This is a genomic window from Mediterraneibacter sp. NSJ-151, assembly GCF_022487435.1.
GTDB classification, from domain to species: Bacteria; Bacillota; Clostridia; order Lachnospirales; family Lachnospiraceae; genus Schaedlerella; species Schaedlerella hominis.
In genome coordinates this window covers 1-25,750 of record NZ_JAKVPP010000001.1, presented here as the reverse complement: position 1 = coordinate 25,750, position 25,750 = coordinate 1, and the positions used below count along the sequence as shown (strand labels likewise).

At 36.8% G+C, this 25,750-nt stretch carries 23 protein-coding genes, 1 tRNA gene, 1 rRNA gene and 1 other annotated feature; of the genes, 14 read left to right on the top strand and 11 right to left on the bottom strand.

What is annotated here, in order from left to right:
* Position 1 precedes the first annotated feature (1 nt).
* The 3 genes from LQE94_RS00125 to LQE94_RS00115 are packed head-to-tail and all read right to left on the bottom strand — an operon-like array spanning position 2 to position 2,285.
* Positions 2–529, bottom strand: coding sequence for a DUF4446 family protein (locus LQE94_RS00125; protein ID WP_118725177.1), 528 nt, complete (start codon positions 527–529; stop codon positions 2–4).
* 47 nt (positions 530–576) lie between these two features.
* Entirely contained in the window at positions 577–1,512 is a 936-nt protein-coding gene (locus LQE94_RS00120) for a ParB/RepB/Spo0J family partition protein (RefSeq protein ID WP_240576692.1), read from the bottom strand.
* Complete coding sequence (locus LQE94_RS00115; protein ID WP_186865590.1) at positions 1,512–2,285, bottom strand: ParA family protein; 774 nt, start codon at positions 2,283–2,285, stop codon at positions 1,512–1,514. The genes LQE94_RS00120 and LQE94_RS00115 overlap by 1 nt, the downstream gene beginning before the upstream one ends.
* A 295-nt stretch (positions 2,286–2,580) precedes the next feature.
* Here LQE94_RS00115 and LQE94_RS00110 point away from each other — a divergent pair, with 295 nt between their 5' ends.
* On the top strand, positions 2,581–3,543 hold the full coding sequence (locus LQE94_RS00110) for an alpha/beta fold hydrolase (protein ID WP_240576691.1): 963 nt from the start codon (positions 2,581–2,583) through the stop codon (positions 3,541–3,543).
* 66 nt (positions 3,544–3,609) lie between these two features.
* On the opposite strand, the gene rsmG is transcribed toward LQE94_RS00110, so the two are convergent.
* The 8 genes from rsmG to rpmH form a co-directional block, all read right to left on the bottom strand.
* Positions 3,610–4,323 carry a 16S rRNA (guanine(527)-N(7))-methyltransferase RsmG gene (rsmG, locus tag LQE94_RS00105; protein WP_118725180.1) on the bottom strand — a complete coding sequence of 238 codons (714 nt, stop codon included), beginning with the start codon at positions 4,321–4,323 and terminating at the stop codon, positions 3,610–3,612.
* Positions 4,324–4,376: 53 nt separating this feature from the next.
* Entirely contained in the window at positions 4,377–6,269 is a 1,893-nt protein-coding gene (mnmG, locus tag LQE94_RS00100) for a tRNA uridine-5-carboxymethylaminomethyl(34) synthesis enzyme MnmG (RefSeq protein WP_240576690.1), read from the bottom strand.
* A complete protein-coding gene (mnmE, locus tag LQE94_RS00095) occupies positions 6,235–7,632 on the bottom strand; it encodes a tRNA uridine-5-carboxymethylaminomethyl(34) synthesis GTPase MnmE (RefSeq protein ID WP_118738069.1) in 1,398 nt (465 codons plus the stop codon). The genes mnmG and mnmE overlap by 35 nt, the downstream gene beginning before the upstream one ends.
* 87 nt (positions 7,633–7,719) lie before the next feature.
* Positions 7,720–8,565, bottom strand: a complete 846-nt coding sequence (gene jag, locus LQE94_RS00090; protein ID WP_117990338.1) for an RNA-binding cell elongation regulator Jag/EloR — start codon at positions 8,563–8,565, stop codon at positions 7,720–7,722.
* Positions 8,566–8,637: 72 nt separating this feature from the next.
* Entirely contained in the window at positions 8,638–9,921 is a 1,284-nt protein-coding gene (locus LQE94_RS00085; RefSeq protein ID WP_117990339.1) for a YidC/Oxa1 family membrane protein insertase, read from the bottom strand.
* A gap of 12 nt (positions 9,922–9,933) precedes the next feature.
* The gene (gene yidD / locus LQE94_RS00080) at positions 9,934–10,146 is read right to left on the bottom strand and encodes a membrane protein insertion efficiency factor YidD (RefSeq protein WP_022074913.1); all 213 of its coding nucleotides are present in this window, start codon (positions 10,144–10,146) and stop codon (positions 9,934–9,936) included.
* 55 nt (positions 10,147–10,201) lie between these two features.
* Positions 10,202–10,543: a ribonuclease P protein component gene (gene rnpA, locus LQE94_RS00075; protein ID WP_022074914.1), complete on the bottom strand. Its 342-nt coding sequence runs from the start codon at positions 10,541–10,543 to the stop codon at positions 10,202–10,204.
* Positions 10,544–10,695: 152 nt separating this feature from the next.
* Positions 10,696–10,830, bottom strand: a complete 135-nt coding sequence (gene rpmH / locus LQE94_RS00070) for a 50S ribosomal protein L34 (RefSeq protein ID WP_004613283.1) — start codon at positions 10,828–10,830, stop codon at positions 10,696–10,698.
* 593 nt (positions 10,831–11,423) lie between these two features.
* Between rpmH and dnaA the strand changes: the two genes are divergently transcribed.
* The 13 genes from dnaA to LQE94_RS00005 form a co-directional block, all read left to right on the top strand.
* Positions 11,424–12,794, top strand: a complete 1,371-nt coding sequence (dnaA, locus tag LQE94_RS00065; protein ID WP_117990341.1) for a chromosomal replication initiator protein DnaA — start codon at positions 11,424–11,426, stop codon at positions 12,792–12,794.
* 275 nt (positions 12,795–13,069) lie between these two features.
* On the top strand, positions 13,070–14,179 hold the full coding sequence (gene dnaN, locus LQE94_RS00060) for a DNA polymerase III subunit beta (RefSeq protein ID WP_022074916.1): 1,110 nt from the start codon (positions 13,070–13,072) through the stop codon (positions 14,177–14,179).
* Positions 14,180–14,296: 117 nt separating this feature from the next.
* Positions 14,297–14,512 (top strand): RNA-binding S4 domain-containing protein, encoded by a 216-nt coding sequence (locus tag LQE94_RS00055; protein WP_022074917.1) that lies wholly within the window; start codon positions 14,297–14,299, stop codon positions 14,510–14,512.
* Positions 14,513–14,569: 57 nt separating this feature from the next.
* Entirely contained in the window at positions 14,570–15,655 is a 1,086-nt protein-coding gene (gene recF, locus LQE94_RS00050; RefSeq protein ID WP_022074918.1) for a DNA replication/repair protein RecF, read from the top strand.
* Positions 15,656–15,666: 11 nt separating this feature from the next.
* The gene (gyrB, locus tag LQE94_RS00045) at positions 15,667–17,604 is read left to right on the top strand and encodes a DNA topoisomerase (ATP-hydrolyzing) subunit B (RefSeq protein ID WP_022074919.1); all 1,938 of its coding nucleotides are present in this window, start codon (positions 15,667–15,669) and stop codon (positions 17,602–17,604) included.
* Between the two features lie 16 nt (positions 17,605–17,620).
* Positions 17,621–20,128: a DNA gyrase subunit A gene (gene gyrA, locus LQE94_RS00040; RefSeq protein WP_022074920.1), complete on the top strand. Its 2,508-nt coding sequence runs from the start codon at positions 17,621–17,623 to the stop codon at positions 20,126–20,128.
* A 48-nt stretch (positions 20,129–20,176) separates the two neighbouring features.
* Positions 20,177–20,428: a binding site (T-box leader), on the top strand.
* A gap of 100 nt (positions 20,429–20,528) precedes the next feature.
* Positions 20,529–21,554, top strand: a complete 1,026-nt coding sequence (locus LQE94_RS00035) for an ABC transporter substrate-binding protein (RefSeq protein WP_240576689.1) — start codon at positions 20,529–20,531, stop codon at positions 21,552–21,554.
* 76 nt (positions 21,555–21,630) lie between these two features.
* Positions 21,631–22,512 (top strand): ABC transporter permease, encoded by an 882-nt coding sequence (locus tag LQE94_RS00030; RefSeq protein WP_118725187.1) that lies wholly within the window; start codon positions 21,631–21,633, stop codon positions 22,510–22,512.
* Entirely contained in the window at positions 22,505–23,278 is a 774-nt protein-coding gene (locus LQE94_RS00025) for an ABC transporter ATP-binding protein (RefSeq protein ID WP_022074923.1), read from the top strand. Before LQE94_RS00030 ends, LQE94_RS00025 begins: the two co-directional genes overlap by 8 nt.
* Positions 23,279–23,392: 114 nt before the next feature.
* Positions 23,393–24,238, top strand: coding sequence for a fumarate hydratase (locus LQE94_RS00020; protein ID WP_022074924.1), 846 nt, complete (start codon positions 23,393–23,395; stop codon positions 24,236–24,238).
* Between the two features lie 32 nt (positions 24,239–24,270).
* On the top strand, positions 24,271–24,825 hold the full coding sequence (locus LQE94_RS00015) for a Fe-S-containing hydro-lyase (protein ID WP_022074925.1): 555 nt from the start codon (positions 24,271–24,273) through the stop codon (positions 24,823–24,825).
* A 142-nt stretch (positions 24,826–24,967) separates the two neighbouring features.
* A tRNA-Ser gene (locus tag LQE94_RS00010) sits at positions 24,968–25,055 on the top strand.
* A 356-nt stretch (positions 25,056–25,411) separates the two neighbouring features.
* A 16S ribosomal RNA gene (locus LQE94_RS00005) occupies positions 25,412–25,750 on the top strand; the annotation flags it as partial.

Here is a 25,750-nt window from a genome sequence, read left to right as displayed (position 1 = left end):
ATTATGCCCTTTTTGCTGTTTTCTTAAAATCTACATCTTTTATATCATATACTTCTTGGAAAATTGCACGCTCCAAAGATTCTTTTTCTTCTTCACCTAATTCCACATAGCTCTTTCCGTTTATTATTTCTTTAATATAAGTATAACAACCTTCACGACTATGCATTGCATTTAATAGCCATCCACTGTTTTGATCATTTAACATAGTAAGTACAAAACTTAAATTCCCTCCCATTTCGTTAAATGCATCATAACGGACAATTCCAACTTTTTGGTATGTCTTTTGCACTTGTTTTCTAAGATTTCTGACTTCCTCTTTGTTTTCTTTTGCAATTTTCTCTACTTCATCTAATAAACTAAATTTTTCAAAGAAACTCTCTTCGAGATTCTTTCCGTCTTTTCCTTTCAAAAATGTTGTATAGGCTGCTTTTAATCGATTATACTTCATATTGATATTGATTAAAAGTATAAACAGAACTACCTGCACTAAAAACAACGCTATAATCAAATACATCGGATCTATTTTCATATTTGACAAAATCCACCTTTCACTATCTATATATCTTCTTTTTACATTTATACATTATGGATTGTCATCATCAAATCATATATTCTCTCAAGTTCTTCTTCCGAATAATATTCAATTTCTATTTTTCCTTTTCCATTTGCTTTCGCATTGATATTTACTTTTGTACCCATAATGGATTTCATTTTTTCAGCAATATCATTATATATAAACTGATGTTCCGAAGTTGTCTTTTTTACCTCTTTTTTAGGATTCTTTAAAGACTTAACAAGTTTCTCTGTTTCTCGAACACTCAGTTTCTCATCGAAAATCTTTGTAGCAAGTAAATATTGTTGTTCTTCATCTTCAATTGCAAGAAGTGCACGAGCGTGTCCTGTACTGATCATATCATCTATAATCATTTGTTTTACTTTATCTGATAATTTCAAAAGTCGCATAGAATTCGTTACTGCTGTACGACTCTTTGACACTCTTTCTGCCACTTCATCTTGTTTTAAATGAAATTCCTCCAACAAACGTTTAAATGCCATTGCTTCTTCTATAGGATTTAAATTTTCACGTTGAATATTTTCAATCAATGATATTTCAACTATTTCCTGATCTGTATAAGATTTGATTAAAACCGGCACCTCTTTTAATCCCGCCAGTTTTGCAGCTCTCCATCTTCTTTCACCTGCAATGATTTCGTAATAATCTTTCTTTTTCTGAACTAATAATGGCTGTAAAACACCAAATTGTTTGATTGAATCTGCAAGTTCTAATAATGCATCTTCATCGAATTCTTTTCTTGGCTGATCACGATTCGGCTCGACCTGATTAATCTTTAATAATATTTCACTAGCTTTCGGGTCTTCTTTTATTTTTTTAGCCGGAGATACTTTTACTTCACTATTATTCTTTTTCGTTTCCGGTTTTGTCAGCTTATCGCTTTTATTTGGAATCAAACTGTCCAGTCCTTTTCCAAGTCCATTTCTCTTTACCGCCATCAGTCGTCTTCCTCCCCTTTGTTGATTACTTCTTCGGCCAGTAACATATAACTTTCTGCACCTGTAGATTTTGGATCATACAGGTTAATTGGCATACCATAACTAGGAGCCTCTGCCAGTCTGATATTTCTTGGGATAATTGTTTTATATATCGTTTGATCCAAATTATCCTTTACATTTTCTACAACCTGCAGCGAAAGATTTGTACGTGCATCATACATTGTAAAGACTACTCCTTCAATTTTCAAAGAAGGATTTAATCTTTCTTGAACAAGTTCGATTGTATGAATTAATTGGCTTAATCCTTCCAATGCATAATACTCACATTGAATTGGAACCAAAACTGAATCCGCTGTAGTCATTGCATTAATTGTAAGCATACTCAATGCCGGTGGACAATCAATAATAACATAATCGTAATTATCTCTTACTCTTGCCACTTCGTCTCGAATAATAAACTCCTTATTATCAACACCGATTAATTCAATTTCTGCTGCCGACAGATTTATATTAGAAGGAAGTACATCTAAGTTTTCAATTACATTTTTACAAATACAATCTTCTATTTTTGCATTACCTATGATTAAATCATACGCATTATATTCCACTTCATCCTTATCTACGCCAAGTCCACTCGACATATTTCCCTGTGGGTCGAGGTCAATTGACAAAACTTTTTTTCCAAAACTTGCAAGACAAGATGATAAATTAATTGCCGTTGTTGTTTTTCCAACTCCGCCCTTTTGGTTTGCAATAGCGATAATTCTACTCATTTTTGTACTCCTTTCGCGTTACTTCCATATTATATCACCAAACCAAAAGAGATTCTACTGCAAATCTTTTTTTCTCTAAAATGTTTCACGTGAAACATTATTTTATTGTTCTGTTGTGAAGTTTCACAAAAATGTTTCACGTGAAACATTTTGCAATTTATTAATTTAGTTTTTTCATCTGGAAAAGGTTTTATCCATTCTCATTTTGTAGTATAATAGATATGATTTTACAACTGTAAATTCAAAAAGTAAAAATCCAAATACACTATTTCAAAATGTCAGGAGGTTGATTTTTTTGAGTTTTAAAAAGAAATTTTTAACTTTATCTGCAATAACAGCTGGTACATTAAGTGCACTTCATATATTTAATCGATTCATATATCATATTTCTACTATAGATAATATTCTTGCCAAGAATGGTGAGAATTATTACGATTGGACTTACGGCCGCATTTTTTATACAAAAGAAGGCTCCGGTTCTCCGATTTTGTTAGTTCATGATTTAAATGTCTGTAGTTCTTCTTACGAATGGAATAAGATAAAAAATGATCTTGCAAAGACAAATACTGTATACACTATTGATTTGCTTGGTTGCGGATTGTCTGAAAAGCCAAATTTGACTTATACAAATTATTTGTATGTACAGTTACTGACAGATTTTATTAAAAATGTCATTGGCGAAAAAACAGATATTATATCCACCGGTCATTCCGCATCTATCGCATTGATGACTTGTGCAAATGATGATACTGTTATTGATCGTATTTTATTGATTAATCCTGAGAGTATTATTGATGCTTCAAAAACACCAAAGCATTATAATAAAGTGTTAAAATATATTCTCTGCACTCCTATAATCGGAACGTTTATTTACAATTTATTAGTAAGTAAAGATCGTATTGAAGAGAATTTTATGACTGATTATTTCTATGATCATTGTAAATTCAAGAAGAGGGATTTAGCCGCATATGTAGAAGCATCTCAGTCTGAGAAATCTCACGGAAGATATTTATACGCTAATATTTGTTCTAATTTTACAAATGCAAATGTATTAAACTGTCTGTCAAAAATTGACAATAGTATCTTTATTATTGTAGGAAATGGCAATCCAGAATATAGTCTTGCAGCAAGCCAGTATCAAAATCAATTACCTGCAATTGAAATTTGTGAGATTGATAAGACAAAATATCTGCCACAGCTTGAAGCTCCAACAGATGTATTAGAAAACATTAAGATTTATTTTGATTTAACCGCATAAACTATTTAAGGACAGAGTTAATGGCTTTTTCTGAATGAAAAAGCCATTAACTCTGTCCCTTTTGGTTTAACTCAGTGGTTCTTTAGATGGTAATCCTGCTTTTCTCGGATATTTTTTCTTTGTCATTTCCAATTTATCAATCTCCACAAAAGATCTTCCGATCTCTGTTCCAGGCAATTGGAATTTAACAACATCTCTTACGTTTCCGCCTAATATTTTAACAGCCTTCTTCGCCTGTTTTAATTCGTCTTCTATCTCTCCGCTTTTATATGGAATAAATGCTCCGCCTACTTTTACATATGGAATACAGTACTCACTCAATGTAGAGAGATTTGCAACCGCTCTCGACACGCAAAGATCAAACTGTTCTCTATATTCTGCTTTTTTTGCATAGTCCTCGGCCCTTCCATGAAGTGTCTCTATATCTTTCAACCCCAGTTCTTCTATTACTGTATTTAAGAATTTCACTCTTTTTTGCAATGAATCTAACAATACAACCTTCAAATGTGGAAATGCAATTTTCAATGGCAATCCTGGAAATCCTGCCCCTGTTCCTATATCTATCACTGTATTTACATTCTGAATATCAATCGCTTTTACAATTGCCAGACTATCTACGAAATGCTTTTCATTTACTTCATCATATTCTGTAATTCCGGTGAGATTCATCACCTTATTCCACTCTACAAGTAATTCATAATATCTATGAAATTGCTCTTTTTGCACTTCGTTCAGCTGGATATTAAGTTGTTGCAATTGTTGTTCAAACTTATTCTCCATTTATATGCCTCTTACTTTCTTTCACTTTAACACGTTAATTTATTAAATTCACTTTACTTTCTTTCCAAATATACAAGCAATACAGACACATCTGCAGGAGATACTCCTGAAATTCGGGACGCCTGACCGATGGAGGACGGACGCATTTCATTCAATTTCTGTTTTGCCTCAATACGAAGACTCTGAATCTCATCATAATTAATATCTTCCGGTATAAGCTTGCTCTCAAGTTTCTTAAACTGCTCTACCTGACGCTGTTGACGTTTAATATATCCATCATATTTAATATTAATATTAACCTGCTCTACAACATCATAGTCCAATTCTGGTCTGTTTGGATCTACCGGTGCAAGAGCTTCATAATTCAGTTCTGGTCTTCGAATCAATTCTGCCATCGTTGTTCCAGAAGTCAGCGGCGTACTTTCATGCTGTTTCAATAAATTTTGTACAGCTTCTGAAGTTCCTAAATTAATATGTTCAACACGCTCTATTTCTTTCTGGATGAGTTCTTCTTTTCTAAGCAGTTTCTGGTATCTTTCTTCTGAAATCAAACCAATCTCATAGCCTTTTTTAGTCAATCTTAAATCTGCATTATCCTGACGCAATAACAAACGATATTCGGCTCTTGACGTCATCATTCGATATGGTTCATGACTTTCTTTTGTTACCAGATCATCAATCAAAACGCCTATATAACCTTCTGAACGGTCAATCACAATACCTTCTTTTCCCTGCAATTTTCTTGCCGCATTAATGCCCGCAATCAACCCCTGTGCTGCTGCTTCTTCATATCCGGAACTTCCGTTAAACTGTCCGCCACTAAAAAGCCCCTCTACGGCTTTGAATTCCAGCGTATTTTTCAATTGTCTGGCATCGATGCAGTCATACTCGATTGCGTATGCATTTCGCACGATTTTGGCGTTTTCAAGGCCTGGAACACTTCTATACATTGCATACTGTACATCTTCCGGTAATGAACTTGACATTCCACCGACATACATCTCATTTGTCTCCAGTCCTTCCGGTTCAATAAAGACCTGATGACGGTTTTTATCTGCGAATTTGACAACCTTATCTTCAATGGATGGGCAATATCTCGGTCCTGTTCCTTCAATCATTCCTGAATACAGTGGAGAACGGCTCAAATTATTTCTTATAATCTCATGTGTCTTCTCATTTGTATAAGTCAGCCAGCAGGAAACCTGATCTATCTGAACGTCTTCCGGGTTTGTTGTAAAGGAAAATGGTACTACTCTCTCATCGCCTTTCTGCTCTTCCATCTTACTGAAATCAATTGTTCTTTTATCAATTCTCGCAGGAGTTCCTGTCTTAAAACGATACATTTTGATACCCAGCGACTTCAAACTATCTGTCAGGTAATTTGCAGGCTGGAGTCCATTTGGTCCTGTCTGTGTACTTACTTCTCCATAAATACATCTTGCTTTCAAATATGTTCCTGTACATAATACAACCGCACGACAACGATAAATAGCACCGGAATAGGTCTGTACTCCTGTTATCTTTCCATCCTCTGTCAAAATATCTGTCACTTCCATCTGACGGATATCTAAGTTTTCCTGATTCTGTAATACCATTCTCATTGTTCTACTGTAATTTGCTTTGTCAGCTTGCGCTCTAAGCGAATGTACTGCCGGCCCTTTTGATTGATTCAACATTTTAGACTGAATAAATGTCTTATCAATTACCTTTCCCATCTCACCGCCAAGTGCATCTAGTTCTCGCACCAGATGTCCCTTTGAGCTTCCACCGATATTAGGATTACAAGGCATCATTGCAATACTGTCGACACTCACCGTAAACATCACTGTTTTGAATCCTAAACGAGCCGTCGCAAGTGCTGCTTCACAACCTGCATGTCCTGCTCCGACAACCGCAACATCATAATAATCTTTATTTTCCCATACAGAATTTACTGAATATTTCATTGACCAAATCTTCTCCTATCGTTTCTCCTGTAATACTTCCAAGTGCCTCATATGCATCCATCAGATCGATGGAATAAAAATCTTCCGGCATTCCCATCTCAATGCTTTCTTTCACCTTTTTTAATGAATTATATGCATCCTGAAGTGCCGATTTTTGTCTCATATTTGTAATATATACTTCATCGTTAAATGAAATCTCACCTTGCAAAAACATCTTTTTTAACAGATTTTCAAAATCTCTGATTCCCTGTTCTTCCTTCGCAGATATTTCAATCATCGGAATATTTTTGCACGCCCCGCCAATTTCTTTATGAAGCTGTTGTTCAAGATTTTCCTTTGAAATGAGTACGTTCAGGTCCATTTTATTTAATAAGATGACCGCCTTTTTACCTGCAATGATTTTCATGATTTCTATATCATTTTCATCAAGTTCACGTGATGCATCTACAACATAGATAATTAAATCTGCCTGCTCTGCATATTCTTTTGCTTTATCTACACCGATTTTTTCTACCTTATCTTCCGTCTCACGTATTCCTGCTGTATCGATCACATTTAAATTCAGCCCCTGAATCTGAATCTGTTCCTCAAGCACATCTCGCGTTGTACCTTCTATATCTGTTACAATTGCACGTTCTCTTCCTGAAAGAACATTTAAAAGAGACGATTTTCCGGCATTTGGCTTTCCGAGAATAACTGTCTGAATTCCTTCTTTCATGATTCTTCCATTTTCCGAAGAATCAATCAAATCTTTTAATTCTTCCGACAATGTTTCCACAACGCCTTCCAACTGCTCCCCATAACCATCAACACTAATATGTTCGGGGTCGTCCAATGCGGTTTCAATAAATGCCGTATGATAAATAATCTGCTTTCGAATCTCTTCTATCTTTTTCTTTACACTGCCCTTTAACTGGCTCATAGAACTCTTCAGTGCATATTCATTTTTTGCAGTAATCACATCAATCACTGCTTCTGCCTGAGAAAGATCCATCTTTCCATTTAAGAAAGCTCTCTTTGTAAATTCTCCGGGCTCTGCCGGTCTTGCCCCATTTCGAAGTACTGTATCTAATACTCTTTTTACCACATAAACGCCGCCATGACAATTAATTTCAACAGTATCTTCACCGGTAAATGTTCTTGGCGCCCGCATAATACTGACAAGCACTTCATCTATCGTCTCTTTTCCATCCACTATATACCCATAATGTATGGTGTGTGACTGCACTTTTGACAACACTTCTTTTCCCTTATATATTTTATCTATTACCTGAAATGCTTCTTCTCCACTAATTCGGACAATCCCGATTCCTGAATTCGACATTCCTGTAGAAATCGCCGCAATCGTCTCTTTACTATACATCGCAATTCTCCTCTTAAACAAAAGGAACGATTCACACTTCACGAAATTATTCCGTGAAGCGTAAACCGTCCTCTATCACCTACATCACTATTTTTTCAATGTGACAACTACTTTTCTATAAGGTTCTTCCCCTTCACTATGTGTTGTTACATAAGGATCATTCTGGAGTGCAGAATGAATAATTCTTCTCTCATAAGGATTCATTGGCTCTAATGCTACAGGTCTTCTATTTCTCTTTACCTTATGTGCAATATTTTTTGCAAGGTGTTTCAAAGTTTCTTCTCTTCTTGCACGATAGTTTTCTGTATCAAGCTTTACTCTTACATAACCGCTCTGATGCTTATTTGCAACACGATTTGCAAGATATTGCAGAGAATCCAGTGTCTGACCACGTTTTCCAATCAAAATACCCATATTCGGGCCGGACATATTGATACTAAGAGATCCATCTTCATCAATATCCAATGCAATCTCCACTTCCATACCCATGGCTTTTAATGTGTCTTTCAAAAATGTCGAAACAGCTTCTTTTGTTTCATCTGTTACTTCAGCCAGTTCTACTTCTCTTTTTACTGGAGCATCATTTTTGATTTCTTCTTTTTTCTCTACTTTTTCTGTAGTCTGTTTTGGCTTTTCATCATGTTCGATCTCAGCCTTTACTTCTTCAACAATTTTCTCTTCTGCTTTCACTTCTTCTGCTGCTACTTGCTGAATCTCTTTTTTAACTTCCTCTACAATTTCAGTTTCCTGCTTCTCTTCCACTTTTCTTCTAGCTTCGATCACAGCCTGTTTCATCCCGATTCCTAAAAATCCGGCACTTCCTTTTTCAATTACCTCATACTCAAGTTTATCACTTGTAATTCCGAGCTGAATGGATGCCTCTGTAATTGCATCTTCAACTGTTTTTGCTGAAACTCTGATACTACCGTTCATCCCGAATCCATCCTTTCTCCAACAATCCGAAATCACTCATTCCCTTCGAAATTGCGATTCGTCTACCCTATCCTATTTCTCATTCTTGTTATCGCCAGAATTATTGCCATTAAATCTGCTTACCATATTGGCTTTTGAAGCAAGACTTCCTGCTTTCGCATTTTTATTATAGCTGGCAGCCTTCTCCAATTTTTCCTGTCTTTCTTTTTCTGACATAGTAGAAGTTTTCTTATGCTCTACATTCTTTGTACTTGTAGTTGCCATCTTATTTAATTCTTTAGCAGATGTACCCTTTTTCTCACGTTTTTTTGCAGCTTTTTCCTGATTTTCTTTGATCATATCATCCAAAGATTTTGTCTGTAAATATTTGTTGATTGCTACCTGCTGTACACATCTTACAACTGCACTGACTGCCCAGTACAAACCAAGACCTGCAGGAAGTGTAAATCCAAGAAATACTGAGAACAATGGCATTGTATAAGTCATTGTCTTCATAGATGCTGCCATCTGATTATTCTCATCCATTGCTGGCTGTGGCTGGAGTTTAACACTGATAAACTGTGCAAGACCTGCCATGATTGGAATGATTACAGCAAGAATAATTCCAACAATTGAAAATGGATGTAATGAATTTGTAAGCATTGTCATTGGTGTCTCACCAATATTAATTCCAAGGAAATTGTTCAAATGTCCCATTGTCTTTGTAGTAGCATCTACTACAGTTTCAATAGAAGGCATCTTATCTACCAATAAATTCCATGTAGAATCCTGGAATTTATACAATACCTGAACCAATGTGTCGGCTTTTGAATAATCATATGCAGTTGCACTCATTAATACCGGTTTTGCAGCTCCGATTGTCTCCATAATTTTCTGGAATCCATCTACCTGCATAATCTGGTCTACGACCGGCATATATGCTGCTTTTACACCATCAACATATTTTGGAATATTCTGAATGACAGGATACAACGCAAATAAAATTGGCATCTGGATCAACATCGGAAGACATCCACCTGTTGGGGATACACCGTATTTTTCATAAACAATCTGTAATTCTTCCTGTTGTTTCAACATGGAAGCCTGATCTTTTTTATTTGCATACTTTTTCTGAATTTTCTGAATTTCAGGGTTCATTACCGCTGACATCTTTGACCACTTCTGCTGTTTTACAGTAAGTGGAATCATCAGCGTATAAATAATAATTGTAAATATAATAATACAAACACCGATATTCTGTACTCCGAATACGCCATCCATAATATTATAGATTCCATTCATCAATTTTCCAAGCAACCATGCTATCTGATGAATGATTGGCCAGTCACCATAACCGGCAGCCAATACTCCGTACATATCTTTTCCTCCTTAAGGTACTGGATCATATCCACCTTTTGCAAATGGATTGCAACGCAAAATTCTCCATGCAGTTAGCAGTCCACCTTTTAATACACCATACTTCTCAATGGCTTCAATTCCATATTGAGAACACGTAGGAGTATAAATGCAATGATATCTCATCTTCATAGGTGAAAGATATTTTTGATAGAATCGAATCATACTGATACAAATCTTCTTCATCTGCGTCACATTCCTCTTATTTTTTCCACTGTTTAACTACAATTTTCTTAGTATTCTAAACAGTCTTATATATTTTATGAAGCTTTCCCAAATGGATGAGTGCACTTTCCATTTCTTTATACGTGACATCTTTTGCACTCTGTCTTGCTATTACCACTAAATCATATCCTCTTTGGAAACATTCTTCTTGAAGTCGATAGCTCTCTCTTATCAATCTTGTAAGGTGATGTCTTACAACACTGTTCCCTACTTTTTTACTTACAGAAATTCCAATTCTGTTTTTCTCTGTCTGATTTTCCATAATATATAGAACCAGATACTTATTTGCATAAGATTTTCCCTGTCGATAAACAGTCTGAAAATCTTTATTCTTTTTCAAAGATTCGGAAAATTTCATAATTATTTCCTTTTCGAATTAAAGTCCTCATACGTTTCCACGTATCTCTTCTAAAAATTCAAGTCGAACGTCTATTACTCACCACCTGAAGAGGTTGGAGTCTTCTCGACTGAGATAAATCTGTATAGAAGAAAAGGCCACAAAATTGCGGCCTAAGCTGATAACTGTTTTCTTCCTTTTGCTCTTCTGGCAGCTAATACTTTTCTTCCGCCTGCTGTGCTCATTCTTGCTCTGAATCCATGAACCTTAGATCTAGATCTTTTCTTTGGCTGAAATGTCATTTTCATTCTGAATACACCTCCCTTTGTGTGATATAGTTCTTCAGGAATCTCTTAAGTATTCCTGACAATATCAAGTTCATCACTATAATATAGTATATAGTTTCTACAGTTTCAGTTCTTTCTTATATATAAATCCAGAAAGACACTGCTCTTAATTATATTCAAAAAACTGCTCTAAGTCAAGCAAATCCTGCCATATTTCTCGCTTTCTTCTAAATATTCTTCATTTTTTTTGTTATTCACATTTGTGGAAAACTCATTTTTTACATAGTTCTGCTACTTCAAGTGAATACTCGCCCCTATATCTTGTGTTTTAGAATCAGTTATCCACGATTTTTCACAAAGTTATCCACATGGGGTGAATAACTTTGTGAATTTCTGTGAAAAACCTGTGTATAACTGCAAAATAACTTGTTGAAAAATATTTTTTTCACAAAAAAAGTCTTATTTTTCAACTTTTTTCACGTGTTGAAAGTGTTCATAAGAGTTATTCACATCTTTTTTCATTGCTTATGTGGATATTTTGATGTACACTATAAAAGTAAAAGTCTCTCTAACGAACAGATTTGGAGATATTATATGGATTAGGAGTACGATTGATGAACACCGTAGAAAAAAATTGGGAGCAGATCCTAAATAAGATGAAATTAGAGTACTGTTCATCGAATATTTCATACAATACGTGGATTGCACCACTTACTGTTTATGAAGTTACCGATGATACGGTATACATTCTTGTGAAATTAAAAGCAAGTCTGGAACACATTGAAGATAAATATCTTCTTCCTTTTAAGGTATGTATTGCAGAAGTGACCGGTACGGAATATGAGGTCTCTTTTGTAACTGAAGACAGTGTTATTATTAAGAAAAAGAAAGAAACAACAACAAAAAAACAACAGTCGAACGCTATTTTCGAGAATGCTAATCTAAATCCTCGCTATACTTTCGATACATTTGTTGTAGGAAGCAACAATAATTTTGCACATGCAGCTTCCCTTGCAGTAGCGGAATCACCTGGAGAAATCTATAATCCTCTCTTCTTATATGGAGGTGTTGGACTTGGAAAAACCCATTTGATGCACTCTATTGCACATTTTATATTAGAAAATGATCCATCAAAAAAGGTTCTTTACGTAACAAGTGAAACTTTTACGAACGAACTGATTGATGCTTTGAAAGTCGGTAAAAACGGAAATGAACTGGCAATGACCACGTTTCGCGAAAAATATAGGAATAATGACGTACTTTTAATCGATGATATCCAGTTTATTATAGGAAAGGAAAGTACGCAGGAAGAATTTTTCCACACATTTAACCATCTGCATGTAGCAGGAAAACAGATTATTATCTCCAGTGATAAGCCACCAAAAGACATTGAAACTTTGGAGGCTCGTTTGCGTACCCGTTTTGAATGGGGACTAATCGCAGATATTTCGTCTCCTGACTACGAAACCAGAATGGCGATTCTTCGCAAGAAAGAGGAATTGGACGGATTAGAGCGTTATCATATTCCGGATGATGTTATGCAATATATTGCCAATAACGTAAAATCCAATATTCGAGAACTGGAAGGTTCTTTAAATAAACTGATTGCTCTGGCTAATCTTGAGAAAAAAGAAATCGATATTCCTCTTGCAGCTGAAGCTCTTAAAGATATCGTATCTCCTGATAATAATAGAGAAATCACACCTGAATTGATCATTGATGTTGTTTCCGAGCACTTTAATGTACCGGTAACAGAAATCAAAGGTAAAAAACGAAACGCTGAAATTGTACTTCCACGTCAGATTGTCATGTACCTCTGCCGTTGTATGACAGATACGCCATTGAAAGCAATCGGCGCTATCCTTGGAGGGAAAGATCATGCTTCTATTAGCCATGGAGTTAAAAAAATAGAACACGATATTACTACCGATGAAGCGTTAAATAATACTATCAATATTATAAAAAAGAAGATAAATCCCGTATAAATGTGAATAACTATGTTAAAACTCTGTGGATAAGCAGTGGAAAGCTTCATTTCTGTGGATAACGCAAAATTTTTATCCCCATTTACTTTCCACCTTATCCCATGGAATTCAACATAGTTATCAAAGTGGCTCAGCCCTTGTGTTTCAAGGCTTGCGGGTAGTTATCCACTTTTCCACAGCCCCTACGACGATTACGGCGGAAAAGTTTTCTTTTTAAATATATAAATACACACGCTGAAAGTTTTATCCACACTTTCACGAAAGGAGATCTCGACATGAAAATTATATGCAGTAAATCAAATCTCGTTAAAGGAGTTGGTATTGTATCTAAAGCAGTTCCTTCAAAAACAACAATGCCTATTCTTGAATGTATTCTGATTGATGCATCCATGAATGTTATTAAATTAACAGCTAATGATATGGAACTTGGAATCGAAACACGTATTGAAGGTGAGATTCTTGAACATGGAATTATAGCTTTGAATGCTAAGATTTTTTCAGAAATTGTTCGAAAACTTCCAGACAACGATGTAGTGATTGAAGTTGGTGCTGATAATCAGACATTAATCACTTGTGAAAAAGCAAAGTTTACGATTGCAGCTCAATCAGGTGAAGATTTTTCTTATTTACCGGCAATTGAAAAAGAGGATTCCATCACAATTTCTGAATTTACACTGAAAGAAGTAATCCGTCAGACCATTTTTTCTATCGCTGACAATGATACAAACAAGATGATGAGTGGTGAACTTTTTGAAATCCATGATAATTTATTAAAAGTTGTATCACTTGATGGTCATAGAATTTCCATTCGCAATATCGAATTGAAAAATTCTTATGGTTCTCGAAAAGTAATTGTTCCTGGGAAGACTCTTCAGGAAATAAGCAAAATTATTGGGGGCGAATCCGAGGCTGAAGTTGAAATTTCATTTACTCAAAATCATGTCGTCTTTGAATTTGGCAATACTTTGGTTGTATCGAGACTGATCGAAGGAGAATATTTCAGAATTGATCAGATGTTATCCAGTGATTATGAAACAAAAGTGACTGTAAATAAACGTGAACTTTTAGATTGTATCGACCGTGCAACTTTGTTGATAAAAGAAGGTGATAAAAAACCAATTATTATCAACATTGCGGATGGTTCAATGGAACTAAAAATCAAATCGCAGATTGGATCAATGGATGAAGAAATCATTATCTCGAAAGAGGGAAGAGATCTTTTGATCGGATTTAATCCTAAATTTTTGATCGATGCACTTCGTGTTATTGAGGATGAACAGGTTGATTTATATTTCATGAATGCAAAAGCACCTTGTTTTATCAAGGATGAACAGCAATCATATATTTATTTGATCCTGCCGGTTAACTTTAACGCTGTCGCATAAAAAATTAAAATGCATAAATATGCATAATATGCAGAATGCAAATTGTCAGATAATTCTAAAACGACAAAGTGTGTTTAAAAAGTGAACTATTAACGGAATTGCATGAAAGGAATAGAGATGGAACATATAAAAATCAGACAAAATGAAGAATTTATTAAACTTGGTCAGGCATTAAAGGCTGTTGGAGCAGTTGAGTCCGGCGTAGAAGCAAAAGAAGTGATCCAAGAAGGGCTTGTTTTAGTGAATGGCGAGATTGATACCAGAAGAGGACGCAAGTTATACGAGGGAGATTTAGTCGAATTTGATGGTATTCAAATAAAAATTGAAAAATAATGCAAAAGCGTGTAGAATAATTACGTACCTATACGCTTGGAACGTTAGGAAAAAATTATGATAATTAAGTCGTTAAAGCTTAAAAATTATAGAAACTACGAATTGTTGAATATGGCGTTTGATTCCAGAACCAATATTTTGTATGGGGATAATGCCCAGGGAAAGACCAATATCCTAGAGGCATTGTATTTATCCGGAACAACAAAGTCTCATCGTGGGACAAAAGACCGGGATATGATCCGGTTTGGTGAGGAAGAATCTCACATTGAGACTATTGTTGAAAAAAATGGAGTGGATTTTCAAATCGACATGCATTTGAAAAAAAACAGTCCAAAGGGAATTGCAGTCAATAAAATACCAATCCGAAAAGCCAGTGAATTATTTGGCTTGATTCATTTTGTCTTTTTTTCACCGGAAGATTTGAATATTATCAAAGAGGGACCGGCTGGAAGAAGACGTTTTGTTGACTTGGAATTATCTCAGTTGGACAGGGTATACCTGAACAATCTGGCGAATTATAACCGGGCAGTTAATCAACGGAATTCCTTGCTCAAGGAAATTGCTTATCAGGAGCATCTGATCGATACATTGGATATATGGGATATGCAATTAGTTGAATATGGAACGAAAGTAATCGAAGCAAGGAAAAGATTTATAGAACAGGTGAATGATATTATTTCTGACATTCACTACAAGTTGACGGGTGGAAAAGAAACGCTTGTTTTGTCCTATGAATCTTCTATTGGGGACATGTCTTTTGAGGAGGCTGTAAAGAAAAACCGAAATCGGGATATTAAGTTTAAAAGCACTTCTGCGGGACCACATCGTGATGATGTGTGTTTTCGTACAGATGGGATTGATATTCGCAAATTTGGTTCTCAAGGGCAGCAAAGAACAGCCGCATTATCTTTGAAATTGTCAGAGATTGAGCTGGTGCGTATGCTGATCAAAGATACGCCGATTTTATTATTGGATGATGTGTTGTCTGAACTTGACAAACATAGGCAAAACTATTTATTGGATAGTATCCACGATATACAGACTGTCATTACCTGTACAGGGCTGGATGAGTTTGTAAATCACAGGTTTTCTATAAACAAAATATTCCATGTAGAGCATGGAACTGTAGCAAAAGAAAATTAGGAGGTTTTTAGATGGGTGCAACAGGTACAGAATTTGACGCTGAATATGGAGCGGATCAAATCCAGATTTTGGAAGGATTAGAAGCGGTTCGAAAAAGACCGGGTATGTACATCGGCAGCACCTCGGGGAGAGGACTTCATCATCTGGTATATGAGATTGTCGACAACTCTGTTGATGAGGCACTGGCAGGATATTGTGATATAATCACAGTTACGATCAACAAAGAAAACTCTATTACGGTTGTTGATAATGGTCGAGGTATTCCGGTTGGAATCAACCATAAGACAGGACTTCCGGCAGTAGAAGTTGTATTTACAGTCCTTCATGCCGGCGGTAAATTCGGTGGAGGAGGATACAAGGTATCCGGAGGTCTGCATGGAGTAGGTGCATCTGTTGTAAATGCACTTTCAGAATGGCTTGAAGTAGAAATTTATCACGAAGGAAAGATTTATAAACAGAGATATGAGCGTGGTAAAGTTATTTATAAATTAAAAGTGATCGGAGAATGTGACCCGGAATTATCAGGAACAAAAGTTACATTTTTGCCTGATAAAGAGATATTCGAGGAGACAATATTTGACTATGACACATTAAAACAGCGTTTCCGCGAGATGGCATTTTTGACAAAAGGACTGAAGATCATTCTTCGTGACGAACGTGAAGAGGAATTGGTTGAGCGGACATTCCATTACGAAGGCGGTATCAAGGAATTTGTTACTTACCTGAACAAAAGTAAGACACCGTTGTACGACCAGATCATTTATTGCGAAGGCATGAAAGATAATGTGTATGTAGAAGTTGCAATGCAGCACAATGATTCGTATAGCGATAATACGTATGGATTTGTTAATAACATTACAACGCCGGAAGGTGGAACCCATGTGGTTGGATTCCGTAATGCATTGACAAAGACATTCAATGATTATGCAAGAAAGAATAAGCTGCTTAAAGACAGCGAACCGAATCTGACAGGTGAGGATATCCGAGAGGGTCTTACAGCCATTATCAGTGTTAAGATTGAGGACCCTCAGTTTGAAGGACAGACAAAACAGAAATTAGGAAATAGCGAGGCAAGGGGGGCGGTAGATAATATCGTTAGTACTCAGCTTGGTATTTTCCTTGAGCAGAATCCGGCTGTCGGTAAAATGACAGTTGAGAAGTCTGTAATGGCACAGCGTGCAAGAGAAGCTGCCAGAAAGGCAAGGGACCTGACAAGAAGAAAATCCGCGTTGGAAGGTATGTCACTTCCTGGAAAGCTGGCTGACTGTTCGGATAAAGATCCGGTTAATTGTGAAATTTACATCGTCGAGGGAGATTCCGCCGGCGGTTCTGCAAAGACGGCAAGAGATCGTGCAACGCAGGCTATTTTGCCACTGCGAGGCAAGATTCTGAACGTAGAGAAAGCACGTCTGGATAAAATTTATGCAAATGCAGAGATCAAAGCGATGATCACAGCATTTGGAACAGGTATCCATGATGATTTTGATATTAGCAAACTGCGTTATCACAAAATTATTATCATGACCGATGCCGATGTGGATGGTGCCCATATTAGTACACTGTTGTTGACATTCCTGTATCGTTTTATGCCGGAACTGATCAAACAGGGATATGTATATCTGGCACAGCCTCCGTTGTATAAGCTGGAAAAAAATAAAAAAGTCTGGTATGCATACAGCGATGAAGAATTGAATGATATTTTGGCTGAAGTAGGACGAGATGGAAATAATAAGATCCAGCGATACAAAGGTCTTGGAGAGATGGATGCAGAGCAGCTGTGGGATACAACAATGGATCCTGAGCATCGTGTACTGCTTAGAGTTACAATGGATGATGAGACGTCATCAGAACTTGATTTGACGTTTACAACCCTGATGGGTGATAAGGTTGAACCGAGACGTGAGTTCATTGAAGAAAATGCAAAATTCGTCAAAAACTTAGATATCTAACAGAAGGAGATAAACGATGGAAGATAATATTTTTGATAAAGTTCATGAAGTCGATTTGAAAAAGACGATGGAAACATCTTATATCGACTATGCCATGAGCGTTATTGCCGCACGTGCGCTTCCGGATGTAAGAGATGGATTAAAACCGGTACAGAGAAGAATTCTGTATTCTATGATAGAATTGAATAATGGTCCGGATAAGCCGCATCGTAAATGTGCACGTATCGTCGGAGATACGATGGGAAAATATCACCCACATGGTGATAGTTCAATTTATGGTGCCTTGGTAAACCTTGCTCAGGAATGGTCTACCAGATATCCTCTGGTAGATGGTCACGGAAACTTCGGTTCAGTAGATGGTGATGGTGCTGCTGCCATGCGATACACAGAAGCTCGTTTGAGTAGGATTTCCATGGAGATGACAGCGGATATCAACAAAGATACTGTTGATTTCGTGCCGAACTTTGATGAGACAGAGAAAGAGCCAACTGTACTGCCATCAAGATTTCCAAATCTTTTGGTTAACGGAACATCAGGTATTGCAGTAGGTATGGCAACAAATATACCACCACACAATCTTCGTGAGGTTATCAGTGCTGTAGTAAGAATCATTGATGACCAGATTGAAGATCGTCCGGAGACAACGCTGGAAGAGATTCTCGAGATTGTAAAAGGTCCTGACTTCCCGACAGGAGCAGAAATTCTGGGAACAAAAGGAATCGAGGAATCTTATCGCACAGGACGTGGAAAGATTCGTGTACGTGCAATTTCTAATATTGAGCCAATGCAGAATGGAAAGAATCGTATTGTTGTAACAGAACTTCCATTCATGGTAAATAAAGCAAGATTAATTGAAAAAATCGCAGAGCTGGTAAGAGATAAAAAAATTGATGGAATTACAGATTTGAGTGATCAGTCAAGCAGAGAAGGTATGAGAATCTGTATTGAACTGCGTCGTGATGTAAATCCGAACATTATTTTGAATCAGTTATATAAACATACGCAGCTACAGGATACATTTGGTGTAATTATGCTTGCGTTGGTCAATAATCAGCCAAAAGTAATGAATCTGCTTGAGATGCTTAATTATTATCTGCAGCATCAAGAAGAGGTTGTTACAAGAAGAACCAAATATGATCTGAATAAAGCAGAAGAACGTGCGCATATTTTAGCGGGATTATTGATCGCCTTAGATAACATCGATGAAGTGATACGTATTATCCGTGCGTCTAAAAATGTGCAGGAAGCAAAAGCAGAATTAATAGAAAAATTTGAACTGACAGAAGTACAGGCACAGGCTATCGTAGATATGCGTCTGAGAGCTCTGACAGGTTTGGAACGCGAAAAGATTGAAAATGAATACGCAGAATTGATGAAAAAGATTGAGGAATACAGAGCTATTTTGGCAGACCGTAAACTTCTTCTTGGCGTTATCAAAAAAGAGATTCTTGTGATTTCTGAAAAATATGGTGATGATCGAAGAACACAGATTGGCTATGATGAATATGATATCTCGATGGAAGATATGATTCCAAGACAGGATGTCGTTATTACAATGACAAAATTGGGATACATCAAACGTATGACAATCGACACATTCAAGAGTCAGAATCGTGGAGGAAAAGGAATCAAGGGTATGCAGAAACTGGATGATGATTATATCCAGGAATTATTCATGACCTCTACACACGATTATATTATGTTCTTCACAAATACAGGACGTGTATATCGTCTGAAAGGATATGAAATCCCGGAAGCTTCCAGAACATCAAGAGGTACAGCAATCATTAATATGCTGCAGCTGATGCCGGAAGAAAAGATTACAGCAATGATCCCAATTAAGGCATATGATGATAATCTGTGCTTATTTATGGCAACAGAGCAGGGTCTTGTTAAGAAGACACCACTTAGAGAATATGTCAATGTGCGCAAGAAAGGTCTTGCTGCAATCACGTTGCGTGATGACGATCAGTTGATCGAAGTAAAAATTACAGACAATGAAAAAGATATTATTCTTGTAACCAAATATGGTCAGTGTATCCGCTTTGACGAGAAAGATGTCCGTACTACAGGAAGAACTTCTATGGGGGTACGCGGTATTAATCTCAGTGATGGTGATGTAGTGATCGGTATGCAGGTAGACACACAGGGAGATTGTCTGTTGATCGTATCTGAAAAAGGTATGGGTAAGCGTACGGCTATGGGCGAATTTACTGCACAAAACCGTGGCGGTAAAGGTGTAAAATGTTACAAGATCACAGAAAAAACAGGTAATGTAGTTGGTATGAAGGCTGTAAATGAAGACGATGAAATTATGATGATCAACAGCGATGGAATTATCATCCGTATGGCTTGTGATACAATTTCTAAGTATGGCAGAATTACATCCGGTGTGAAACTTATTAACCTGAAAGAAAATGAGACTGTAGTAAGCATTGCGAAAGTACGCAGAACATCTGCGGAAATTGATGGTGAAGAAGTGGAGATTTCTGAAGAAGAATCACAACAGGAAGAAGAAAATTAAAAAATGTATTGACAAATCAAAAGATTTGTACTAAATTGTGTGTATATTCATAAACCGTTGAGAAAGAGGAGTAAGCTTTTCATCAACATTTCAGAGAGCAGCAGGTGGTGGGATTGCTGTATGAAGAGAATTGCTGAATGGACTTTCGAGGGCAGCCTGAAATGTAATCTACAGAGTAGGCGTTGTCGGGAACCAAACCCGTTATCAATGAGGAGCGTATGACAGTACGTGGAAAGTGGACGATTCGTCAATTTGAGTGGTACCGCGATAATAATACATGATATTATTAGCGTCTCAAGCATAAGGCTTGGGGCGCTTTTCTTTATTTCATGAAGAATGAACCCTCAATCTTTCCTAAAATGTCAAGATTAAAAATCAAATCAAAAGGAGAGAACAAATTATGAAAAAGAAAGTATTAGCAGTTGTATTGGGAATGAACATGGTAGTAGCAATGATGACAGGATGTGGAGCATCAAAAGAAACTTCTGATAGTGCAAACAGTGATGAAAAGACATATACAATCGGAATCAGCCAGTTTGCTGAACATGGTTCGTTAGATAACTGTCGTGAAGGCTTTATTGAGGGCTTAAAGGAAGAGGGACTTGAAGAAGGAAAAAATTTAAAAATTGTAACAAATAACGCAGATGCAGATACAGGAACAGCAGCTCAGATCGCAGATCAGTTCGTAGCTGATAAAGTTGATATGATTTGTGCAATCGCAACACCAAGTGCACAGGCAGCATACAACGCAGCAATGGAAACGGATATCCCGGTTGTATACACAGCAGTTACAAATCCGGTTGCAGCAGAACTTGCAAATGATGATAAATCTCCAGTTGGAAATGTAACAGGAACAAGTGATGAACTGCCGGTTGAAGCACAGCTTAAGATGATTAGAGAAATCTTGCCGGATGCAAAAACAATCGGTATTCTCTACACAACAAGCGAAGCAAACTCTGTATACAGTATTGAACAATATGAAAAACTGGCTGACAAATATGGATTCAAAATTGAAAAAACAGGTATCACAAATACATCAGAAATTCAGCTTGCAGCATCTGATCTGCTCGGAAAAGTAGATTGTCTTACAAACCTGACAGATAATACAGTTGTAAGTGCACTTCCTACAGTTCTGGGATTGGCAAACGAAAAGGGAATCCCGGTATTTGGAAGCGAAATCGAGCAGGTTAAGCTTGGATGCCTGGCTGCAGAAGGAATCGAGTATACACAGCTTGGAAAAGACACAGGTAAAATGGCAGCAAAAATCTTAAAAGGCGAAGCAAGTGCATCTGAAATGGATTATGAACTGATCACAGAAAGCAGCCTTTATGTAAATGAAAAAGTAGCAGAAAATCTTGGAATCACAGTACCGGATACAATGAAAGAGCGTGCTGTAGAATCATTCACAGAGATTACAGAAAATTAAAAAAAGAAAAAGTTCCTGTTCAAAAAATGTGAGCAGGAACGATTTTTAAAGTTGTAAGGTAGAGAGGTTGACAGATATGGATTTTTTAATCAGTGTATTAGAACAAGGTATGATTTATGGAATCATGGCACTTGGAGTATATATCACATATAAAATTCTGGATTTTCCAGATTTAGGAGTAGACGGAACATTTCCAATGGGCGCGGCTGTTACGGCAGCATTATTGAAAGTTGGTGTCAATCCATATCTGACATTGATTATCGCATTTGCAGCAGGAATCGTTGCCGGAATATGTACAGGATTGATTCATGTAAAGTTTAAGGTAAGAGATTTGTTATCAGGTATCATTATGATGACAGGATTATATACAATTAATTTGTATATTGCAGGAACAAACAATGTGCCATTATTTTCCTGCAATACAATTTTCAGAAATGAAATGACAAAAAAACTGTTCGGAAACCAGGTTCCGGCATGGATGGATATTGTAATTATTTTGGTTCTTGTATTAATCTGTAAAATATTAATGGACTTGTACATGAAAACACAGTCAGGATATTTGCTTCGTGCGGTTGGCGATAATGATGTAATTGTAACATCTCTTGCCAAAGATAAGGGAAATGTAAAGATTCTTGGGCTTGCAATCTCAAATGGACTTGTTGCTTTGAGTGGATGTGTATTTGCACAGCAATCAAAAGTTTTTGATATTTCAATGGGAACAGGTGCACTTGTCATAGGTCTTGCAAGTGTTATCATTGGAATGAGTTTCTTTAAGAAAATGTCATTTGTAAAAGCAACAACAGCAGTTATCATAGGTTCTATATTTTATAAATTATGTGTTGCACTTGCTCTCAAATTTGCAGGAGCAACAGCAACAAAATTAGTTACAGCAATTCTGTTCCTTGTGATTTTAGTTGTTAGTGTAGACAGAAAGAAGAAGGTGAAAGTCAATGCTTGAGTTAAAAAATATTCATAAATTTTATAATCATGGAACAATCAATGAAATGTGTTTGTTTGAAAATTTCAACTTAACAATTGATGATGGCCAATTTGTTTCTGTGGTGGGAAGTAATGGCTCCGGAAAAACATCTATGCTGAATTTAATTTGTGGAAGCATTCCTCTTGATTCAGGAAGTATTATCATTGACGGAAAAGATATTGCAAAAGAGAAGGAATTTAAGAGAAATCAATATATTGGCCGAGTATTTCAGAATACGGCAATGGGAACATGTCCAAGTATGACCATTGCAGAGAATATGGCACTTGCAGATAATAAGGGTAAGATATATGGTCTTCGTATGGGAAAAAATAAAGCAAGACTGGATTTTTATCGCGAGCAGCTTAGTCAGTTAGGTCTTGGCCTTGAAGACAAGATGGATGTTAAAGTAGGTGTATTGTCGGGCGGACAGCGTCAGGCAATGGCACTTTTAATGGCAACCCTCACACCAATCCGTTTTTTGATCTTAGATGAGCACACTGCGGCATTAGATCCTAAAACAGCAGATTTGATTATGGAATTGACTGATAAGGTTGTGAAAGAGAAGCATTTGACAACAATTATGGTAACACACAATCTTCGATATGCAGTAGAGTATGGCGACAGACTGCTGATGTTACATCAGGGAAAAGCAGTTATGGATTACTCCGGAGAAGAAAAAAAGAAAATACAAATTGAGGATATTCTTGGAAAATTCAATGAAATCAGTATTGAATGTGGAAATTAAGAATAACGAGGGTGAGGATACGGGTGTGTACTCATCCTTTTTTCTTGCGAAGTGTATCAATGTGGTAGTATGATAGTAAAAGAAAAATACAAAAGCAAAGTGATTGGAGGAGCTATGGTGCGTACAATAAATGTAAATGAAATCACGAAAAATATAAAGGAAATGTGTATTGAAGCAAATCATTATCTGTCACCGGATATGGATAAAGCAATGAAACAGGCGGAGCAAACAGAAAAATCTCCACTTGGAAAACAAATCTTAGGGCAGTTACAGGAAAACCTAAAAATAGCAGCAGAGGATATGATTCCGATTTGTCAGGACACAGGAATGGCAGTTATATTTTTAGAAATTGGCCAGGATGTACATTTTGAAGGAGGTTTGCTTGAAGATGCAGTCAATGAAGGTGTACGACAGGGTTATGTAGATGGATACTTGAGAAAATCTGTTGTGAAAGATCCATTGATCCGTGAAAATACAAAAGACAATACACCGGCAATTCTGCATACAAAAATCGTTGCCGGCAATAAGGTAAAAATAAAAGTCGCACCAAAAGGATTTGGAAGTGAGAATATGAGCCGAGTGTTCATGCTGAAACCGGCAGAAGGAATTGAAGGAGTGAAAGAGGCAATTCTTACAGCTGTGAAAGATGCTGGACCAAATGCATGCCCGCCAATGGTAGTTGGTGTTGGTATCGGTGGCACATTTGAAAAATGTGCATTGATGGCAAAAGAAGCACTGACTCGTGAAGTAGGAACACATTCAGATATTCCATATGTTAAAGAGATGGAAGAAGAAGTGTTGGAGAAAATTAATGGCCTGGGAATCGGACCAGGAGGACTTGGTGGTACAACGACAGCATTGGCTGTTAATATCAATACATATCCGACTCATATAGCAGGACTTCCGGTCGGGGTAAATATTTGTTGTCACGTAAACAGACATGCAATCCGGGAAATTTAATATTTTCATAGATAAAGAGAAAGGATATAAAAATGGATAAACATATAACAGCTCCGATTACAAAAGAAGTAGCAAGAACATTAAAAGCAGGAGATTATGTATACATAACAGGAACAATCTATACTGCACGTGATGCTGCACACAAAAGAATGTATGAAATCCTTGAAAAGGGTGAAGACTTACCAATAGATATTAAAGAACAGATAATCTATTATATGGGACCGTCTCCAGCAAGAGAAGGCAGACCAATTGGTTCAGCGGGTCCGACAACAGCAAGCCGTATGGACAAGTATGCACCGCAGCTATTAGATCTTGGACAAGGTGCAATGATAGGAAAAGGAAAACGTTCACAAGCTGTAATTGATGCAATTGTGAGAAATGATGCAGTATACTTTGCAGCAGTTGGAGGAGCAGGAGCATTATTATCAAAATGTATTACGAGTTCAGAAGTTGTTGCGTATGAAGATCTTGGAACAGAGGCTATTCGTAAATTAACAGTAGAAAATTTCCCTGTTATAGTAGTAATTGACAGCGAGGGTAATAATCTTTATGAAACAGCTATTAAACAGTATTGTGTTGAAAAATAGACAAAAATAAAATTAATGCAAAAATGAAGTAAAAAAATTTGAAAAAGACGTTGACAAGTGCAGGATTCTCTTATATAATAAATTCTGCGCTGTTGCGTTGAACTAAATAATCCTATTGGTATATAGGTGTTATTCAGTACTAGGAGAAATACTCAAGAGGCTGAAGAGGCGCCCCTGCTAAGGGTGTAGGTCGGGTGACCGGCGCGAGGGTTCAAATCCCTCTTTCTCCGTTTGATGCAAGACAATGCATCGAAAGAATATCAAACTTGAAAACATTAAAAAAGTTGTTGACAAGAGATGAAAAACATGATATTCTATTTTAGCTGTCGCAAACAAGACATCGAGAGAGTGACTTGAAGCGAAACAGAAAAAAATAAAAAAGTTGTTGACAAACGACAAAAGATGTGATAATCTATTAAAGCTGTCGCAAACGACAACAAAACAAAGAACATTGATAACTAAACAATAGACAACAGATCCTTGAAAATTTCTTTAAGAGAAAATTTTTTAAGAACGGTTTATAGCAAACCAAAACAACAGTAAAAGGATAGATTAGCTAGAGTTAATCTTGACTAGAACAAACACTTTTAACGAGAGTTTGATCCTGGCTCAGGATGAACGCTGGCGGCGTGCTTAACACATGCAAGTCGAGCGAAGCACTTTACTTGGATTTCTTCGGAATGACGAGTATTGTGACTGAGCGGCGGACGGGTGAGTAACGCGTGGGTAACCTGCCTCATACAGGGGGATAACAGTTAGAAATGACTGCTAATACCGCATAAGACCACAGCACCGCATGGTGCAGAGGTAAAAACTCCGGTGGTATGAGATGGACCCGCGTCTGATTAGCTGGTTGGTGGGGTAACGGCCTACCAAGGCGACGATCAGTAGCCGGCCTGAGAGGGCGACCGGCCACATTGGGACT

Coding starts and splice junctions, on each gene's coding strand:
- LQE94_RS00125 (WP_118725177.1), bottom strand. CDS start 529: ATGAAAATAGATCCGATGTATTTGATTATAGCGTTGTTTTTAGTGCAG.
- LQE94_RS00120 (WP_240576692.1), bottom strand. CDS start 1,512: ATGGCGGTAAAGAGAAATGGACTTGGAAAAGGACTGGACAGTTTGATT.
- LQE94_RS00115 (WP_186865590.1), bottom strand. CDS start 2,285: ATGAGTAGAATTATCGCTATTGCAAACCAAAAGGGCGGAGTTGGAAAA.
- rsmG (WP_118725180.1), bottom strand. CDS start 4,323: ATGGAGAATAAGTTTGAACAACAATTGCAACAACTTAATATCCAGCTG.
- mnmG (WP_240576690.1), bottom strand. CDS start 6,269: ATGAAATATTCAGTAAATTCTGTATGGGAAAATAAAGATTATTATGAT.
- mnmE (WP_118738069.1), bottom strand. CDS start 7,632: ATGTATAGTAAAGAGACGATTGCGGCGATTTCTACAGGAATGTCGAAT.
- jag (WP_117990338.1), bottom strand. CDS start 8,565: ATGAACGGTAGTATCAGAGTTTCAGCAAAAACAGTTGAAGATGCAATT.
- LQE94_RS00085 (WP_117990339.1), bottom strand. CDS start 9,921: ATGTACGGAGTATTGGCTGCCGGTTATGGTGACTGGCCAATCATTCAT.
- yidD (WP_022074913.1), bottom strand. CDS start 10,146: ATGAAGAAGATTTGTATCAGTATGATTCGATTCTATCAAAAATATCTT.
- rnpA (WP_022074914.1), bottom strand. CDS start 10,543: ATGAAATTTTCCGAATCTTTGAAAAAGAATAAAGATTTTCAGACTGTT.
- rpmH (WP_004613283.1), bottom strand. CDS start 10,830: ATGAAAATGACATTTCAGCCAAAGAAAAGATCTAGATCTAAGGTTCAT.
- dnaA (WP_117990341.1), top strand. CDS start 11,424: ATGAACACCGTAGAAAAAAATTGGGAGCAGATCCTAAATAAGATGAAA.
- dnaN (WP_022074916.1), top strand. CDS start 13,070: ATGAAAATTATATGCAGTAAATCAAATCTCGTTAAAGGAGTTGGTATT.
- LQE94_RS00055 (WP_022074917.1), top strand. CDS start 14,297: ATGGAACATATAAAAATCAGACAAAATGAAGAATTTATTAAACTTGGT.
- recF (WP_022074918.1), top strand. CDS start 14,570: ATGATAATTAAGTCGTTAAAGCTTAAAAATTATAGAAACTACGAATTG.
- gyrB (WP_022074919.1), top strand. CDS start 15,667: ATGGGTGCAACAGGTACAGAATTTGACGCTGAATATGGAGCGGATCAA.
- gyrA (WP_022074920.1), top strand. CDS start 17,621: ATGGAAGATAATATTTTTGATAAAGTTCATGAAGTCGATTTGAAAAAG.
- LQE94_RS00035 (WP_240576689.1), top strand. CDS start 20,529: ATGAAAAAGAAAGTATTAGCAGTTGTATTGGGAATGAACATGGTAGTA.
- LQE94_RS00030 (WP_118725187.1), top strand. CDS start 21,631: ATGGATTTTTTAATCAGTGTATTAGAACAAGGTATGATTTATGGAATC.
- LQE94_RS00025 (WP_022074923.1), top strand. CDS start 22,505: ATGCTTGAGTTAAAAAATATTCATAAATTTTATAATCATGGAACAATC.
- LQE94_RS00020 (WP_022074924.1), top strand. CDS start 23,393: ATGGTGCGTACAATAAATGTAAATGAAATCACGAAAAATATAAAGGAA.
- LQE94_RS00015 (WP_022074925.1), top strand. CDS start 24,271: ATGGATAAACATATAACAGCTCCGATTACAAAAGAAGTAGCAAGAACA.